This is a genomic window from Bacillus sp. CH140a_4T, from assembly GCF_008923725.1.
Classification (GTDB): domain Bacteria; phylum Bacillota; class Bacilli; order Bacillales; family Bacillaceae_G; genus Bacillus_A.
In genome coordinates this window covers 1-4,480 of the sequence record NZ_WBPF01000020.1, presented here as the reverse complement: position 1 = coordinate 4,480, position 4,480 = coordinate 1, and the positions used below count along the sequence as shown (strand labels likewise).

Below are 4,480 nucleotides of genomic sequence, written 5' to 3'. Positions count from 1 at the left end.
TTCTCCTTAATCTGCATAAATGGAATTCCATGCTCTCGTAAATAATACGTAAACCGTACTTGCTCTTTCAATTGTTCATTAGATAACGTCCCAAAGGCCGGATTGCTTGTTCGATCGCTATTTATAAACCGTGCGGAATACCGGTCTCCATTTACGACGATTTTATAGTGTAAATCTGTATGCCAACTGTTCTTATGTAATTCTTCTTCCACTACTAATGTATGGATTTCTTTAAAGTAGTTCATTAATACATCTTTTATTATATGTTTCATCCTTTTTTCCTTTCATGTGAAAAAAATTTTTATTACAAACTATTTTTTATGACCACTATCTCGATTATTATAAAAACCTAATTTTATTCATTATTAACTATCAATAGTGTTTTATATGTATAAATCTAATAAAAGGGGATGACTATTCTAACTATATCATCCTTACATAATATTCTACATTTGTTGAGATAGTTGTTGTAAACCAATATAGTAGTGACTACCTATAAAAAAAGAGCCAATCCCCTATACAATAGAAGATTGGCTCTTTCCGTTATTTACTCCCCTGTTTCAGAGAATCGTTTTATACGTTCTCCAATTTCATCACGAACACGTTGAAATTCAGACCATTCTTTTCCTGCTGGATCATCAAATCCCCAGTGAACACGATTTACATGCGGAGGTGTCGAAGGACAAACAGAATCCGCATGACTACAAAGGGTAACGACTAAATCAGCGTTATTTAAAATATTTGCATCAATCATATCCGATGTTTGATTCGTTATATCAATATTTACTTCATTCATTGCTTTAATAGCATTTGGGTTTACTCCGTGTGCTTCGATTCCTGCAGAATACACATTCCACTTATCTCCTAAATATTGTTTACCCCAAGCTTCTGCCATTTGGCTTCTGCATGAATTTCCTGTACATAAAAAGTAAATTGTCTTTTTGTTTTCCATATTGTTTTCCGCCTTTATTATTAAATTTAGACTGGTTGATCATTAAAATATTTACGCTTAAACCAAAAAGCGACGTTTACAAGTGCAATCATTACAGGTACTTCAACTAACGGTCCGATAACAGCTGCAAATGCTGCACCTGAATGAATACCAAACACACCAACTGCTACAGCAATCGCTAACTCAAAGTTATTACTACCTGCTGTAAATGCTAACGTTGTAGTCACCGGATAGTTTGCACCAATTTTTCTTCCCATAAAGAAAGAAACAAAAAACATTACAATAAAATAGATTAATAACGGAATCGCTATCCTTACCACATCTAGTGGCACGCTAACAATCATTTCCCCTTTTAAAGAGAACATAACGATGATTGTAAATAGTAGTGCCAGTAATGTAAGTGGACTTATCCTCGGTATAAACACCTTTTCATACCACTGTCTTCCTTTTAACTTAACAAGTACAAATCGTGTTAACATACCTGCTATAAAAGGAATACCTAAGTAGATAAATACTGATTTCGCTACTTCAACCATTGTAATATCGACGATAGCTCCTTCAATTCCTAACCATTCTGGAATGACTGTTACAAACACGTATGCATAAACGGAGAAGAATAACATTTGGAATACTGAGTTAAAAGCTACTAAACCTGCTGCATACTCTTTATCCCCATCTGCAAGATCGTTCCAAACAATTACCATTGCAATACAACGTGCTAAACCGATCATAATGAGCCCGACCATGTATTCTGGCTTATCAGGAAGAAAAATAATTGCTAAAACAAACATAAGTACAGGTCCAATAATCCAGTTTTGTACTAAAGATAAAACCAATACTTTTACGTCTTTAAATACGCGGCCCATTTCCTCGTAACGAACTTTCGCTAACGGCGGATACATCATGACAATTAAACCGACAGCAAGCGGGATAGACGTTGTTCCAACTTGTAATGTATGTAGTCCGTCTACTACACTAGGAAACACAAACCCTAAACCAATCCCAACAGCCATAGCTAGAAAAATCCATAGTGTTAAATATCGATCTAGAAAAGATAAACGTTTCATTTTATTTTCCATCTCCTATTAACAACAAGAATTTTTTTCTACTACGTTAGAAGTCGTGCAACAAGATGGCTCTTCTATTTTATGAACATCACTCTGTGCTTTTGTATAAAAGAATTCCCACTCGTTCCCATCAGGATCTGTTACCCAAAACTTATCTTGAACTGCATAGCAACAAGTCGTATCCATCTCATCACGCGCAAAGAAACCTTCTTTTGTTAATCTTTCTTTATGAAATGTAATTTCTTCAGCTGTATCCACTTGGAAACCGAAATGATTTACCTGATTTCCCTTCACTTCATCTCGTACGTTGAGCGTGAAATTAAGTCCTGGCGTCTCTAATAAAAATTTTGCATAATCCACTTTCACCTTAACTGGTGACACACTAAATACCTTTTCATAAAATTCAATAGACTTCTCTAAATCCGTAACATTTATACCAACATGAACATATCTCATAACTTATTCCTCCTCTTTACATATTATTAATCAATTTTTTTTGATTAATAGTATAAAATTTTAACAACAACTACCTTTGCCTGTTTTTCTAAAAATACAGCACAATTCTTCTGATAATAAATTGTTTACTTCCGCATCATTTAAATCATAATAACTCCACGTACCTTTTGTTTCTTTTACAATTAAACCTGCATCTAATAAGATCTTTAAATGATAGGACAACTTAGATTGCGTCATTTCAAAAACCTCTGTTAAATCACATACACAAGTCTGGCCTCGCTGGCAAAGTTCATACATAATCTCTAAACGCTTCTGATCTGCCAACGCTTTAAACTTTTTCTCATATAACTGAAAATCTTGTGCCATTTTATTTCCCTCTCCCTTCATCAACTTTTTTTGATATTTATAGTATATACGCTGTTTAGTTCTTTATGCAACTAATTCATCAATTTTTTTTGATTAATATATTCTTCTCTTCTTTCCCTTAACAGAACTTTTAAGTTATCAATTTACAAAATGCCCTGCATAACAGGGCTATTTTGTAGAATTATGTATGTTTGTATTTGAAATCATACGAAATACTTTCACATAGAGAACTGCACTAACAAGGGTACAAAGTAATATAATTCCGAACACAACAATTGGAGATAGCCATGTAGAAAATACAATCATTATTGGTGCAATAAAACGCCCAATGGTAAATTGTAAATTAGATGCTGCCATATACTGTCCTCTAGAATTTTCGGGTGCATATTTACTGACAAAACTATGTACAACTGGCGAACGAATCAATTCGCCAATTGTTAATATTGCCATAAAGCCAAACAGTAGCCATATATTCGTTGTTAACCCTATTAAAAACATACCGGTTCCAAATAATATATTAGAGACAATTAAAACATTTCGGTCGCTCCAATTCTCTAAATATTTTGCAACGGGTAAAGAACATAAAACAAATAAGATTCCATTCAATCCCATCATCCATCCGAAGATTTGAGTATTACTCAAAGAGAATGAACCAATATTCCATGAGAAAAGAGATTGGGTTGGTACAAATTCTTTTACATATAATGCAAGATAAAGATCTAGCTGCAGGAAAGCTATCATAATGAATATTCCAGCAACTATATAAATAGCGAAAATTTTATCACTAAAGATTTTCGTATAATTATTCCATTGCTCTTTAAAGATTTTCGATATTTGTTTTTTGTCCCCATCGTTTTTAGAAGCTTCAGGCAGCGTTTCTCTAATTATGAAATAGATTGCTATAAAATAAATAAATGTAACAATTGTACAAGTCCATAACAATTCACTTCGATAATGAAAGAAGAGAAATGAACCTAACACTGGTCCAAATACAGCACCAATATTATTTGCTGTAACAAAAGTGGCAAAGACTACCCTTCTATCCTTTTCTGGCACTATATCAGCTATCATTGCAGAACTTGCTGGACTGTATATTGCCCCGCTAATTCCAATACCGATATAGGCTAAATAATTAATCCAATGTGAATGAGATAAAGCAAAAACCGCAAACATTGCTACTTGTATAATTGTGCCTAATAGCATGACAGGTCGACGCCCTAATCGATCAGCTAAATATCCACCTAACAAATTACCTATTATGCCAACAAGGGGTATAATTGCCATTAAAATTCCGCCAATTGCTTTACCAAAAGCATCGCTATAGTATATTGCCATAAACGGAAAATACATCCAAAACAATGTATTGAACATAGTTTCGCCAATCAATCTAGTTTTTAAATTTCTGTCCCAAGATAACCATTTCAACGTAATACATCCCCTATTTTAACTTGTCAAATATTCACTATACATTTTATAAACTGTCAGTCCAAGGGAAATATAATAACATAAAGTGAATTTATTTTACAAATTAATATAGAAATTAAATGAGATTTCTTTTGAAAAGTCAAGCTTTGAAACATACTAGAAATATCATGTATCTTTCTTGCTTCCTTTCCAAAAACTTCTGCCATCGTTTCTG

The 4,480-nt window shown here is 33.3% G+C and carries 5 protein-coding genes and 2 pseudogenes; all 7 read right to left on the bottom strand.

Annotated elements, in window-relative coordinates; all coding sequences use genetic code 11:
• A pseudogene (locus F8162_RS21800) lies at positions 1–272 on the bottom strand (aminoglycoside phosphotransferase family protein); the annotation flags it as partial.
• 275 nt (positions 273–547) lie between these two features.
• Positions 548–952 carry an arsenate reductase (thioredoxin) gene (arsC, locus tag F8162_RS21795; protein ID WP_151631814.1) on the bottom strand — a complete coding sequence of 135 codons (405 nt, stop codon included), beginning with the start codon at positions 950–952 and terminating at the stop codon, positions 548–550.
• A 26-nt stretch (positions 953–978) separates the two neighbouring features.
• Positions 979–2,019 carry an ACR3 family arsenite efflux transporter gene (arsB, locus tag F8162_RS21790; protein WP_151631812.1) on the bottom strand — a complete coding sequence of 347 codons (1,041 nt, stop codon included), beginning with the start codon at positions 2,017–2,019 and terminating at the stop codon, positions 979–981.
• An 18-nt stretch (positions 2,020–2,037) separates the two neighbouring features.
• Positions 2,038–2,475: an ArsI/CadI family heavy metal resistance metalloenzyme gene (locus F8162_RS21785; RefSeq protein ID WP_151631810.1), complete on the bottom strand. Its 438-nt coding sequence runs from the start codon at positions 2,473–2,475 to the stop codon at positions 2,038–2,040.
• Between the two features lie 60 nt (positions 2,476–2,535).
• Entirely contained in the window at positions 2,536–2,841 is a 306-nt protein-coding gene (gene arsR, locus F8162_RS21780; RefSeq protein ID WP_000046018.1) for an arsenical resistance operon transcriptional regulator ArsR, read from the bottom strand.
• Between the two features lie 168 nt (positions 2,842–3,009).
• Positions 3,010–4,266, bottom strand: a complete 1,257-nt coding sequence (locus F8162_RS21775; protein ID WP_151631808.1) for an MDR family MFS transporter — start codon at positions 4,264–4,266, stop codon at positions 3,010–3,012.
• A gap of 116 nt (positions 4,267–4,382) precedes the next feature.
• A pseudogene (locus F8162_RS29105) lies at positions 4,383–4,480 on the bottom strand (aminoglycoside phosphotransferase family protein); the annotation flags it as partial.

Coding starts and splice junctions, on each gene's coding strand:
- arsC (WP_151631814.1), bottom strand. CDS start 952: ATGGAAAACAAAAAGACAATTTACTTTTTATGTACAGGAAATTCATGC.
- arsB (WP_151631812.1), bottom strand. CDS start 2,019: ATGAAACGTTTATCTTTTCTAGATCGATATTTAACACTATGGATTTTT.
- F8162_RS21785 (WP_151631810.1), bottom strand. CDS start 2,475: ATGAGATATGTTCATGTTGGTATAAATGTTACGGATTTAGAGAAGTCT.
- arsR (WP_000046018.1), bottom strand. CDS start 2,841: ATGGCACAAGATTTTCAGTTATATGAGAAAAAGTTTAAAGCGTTGGCA.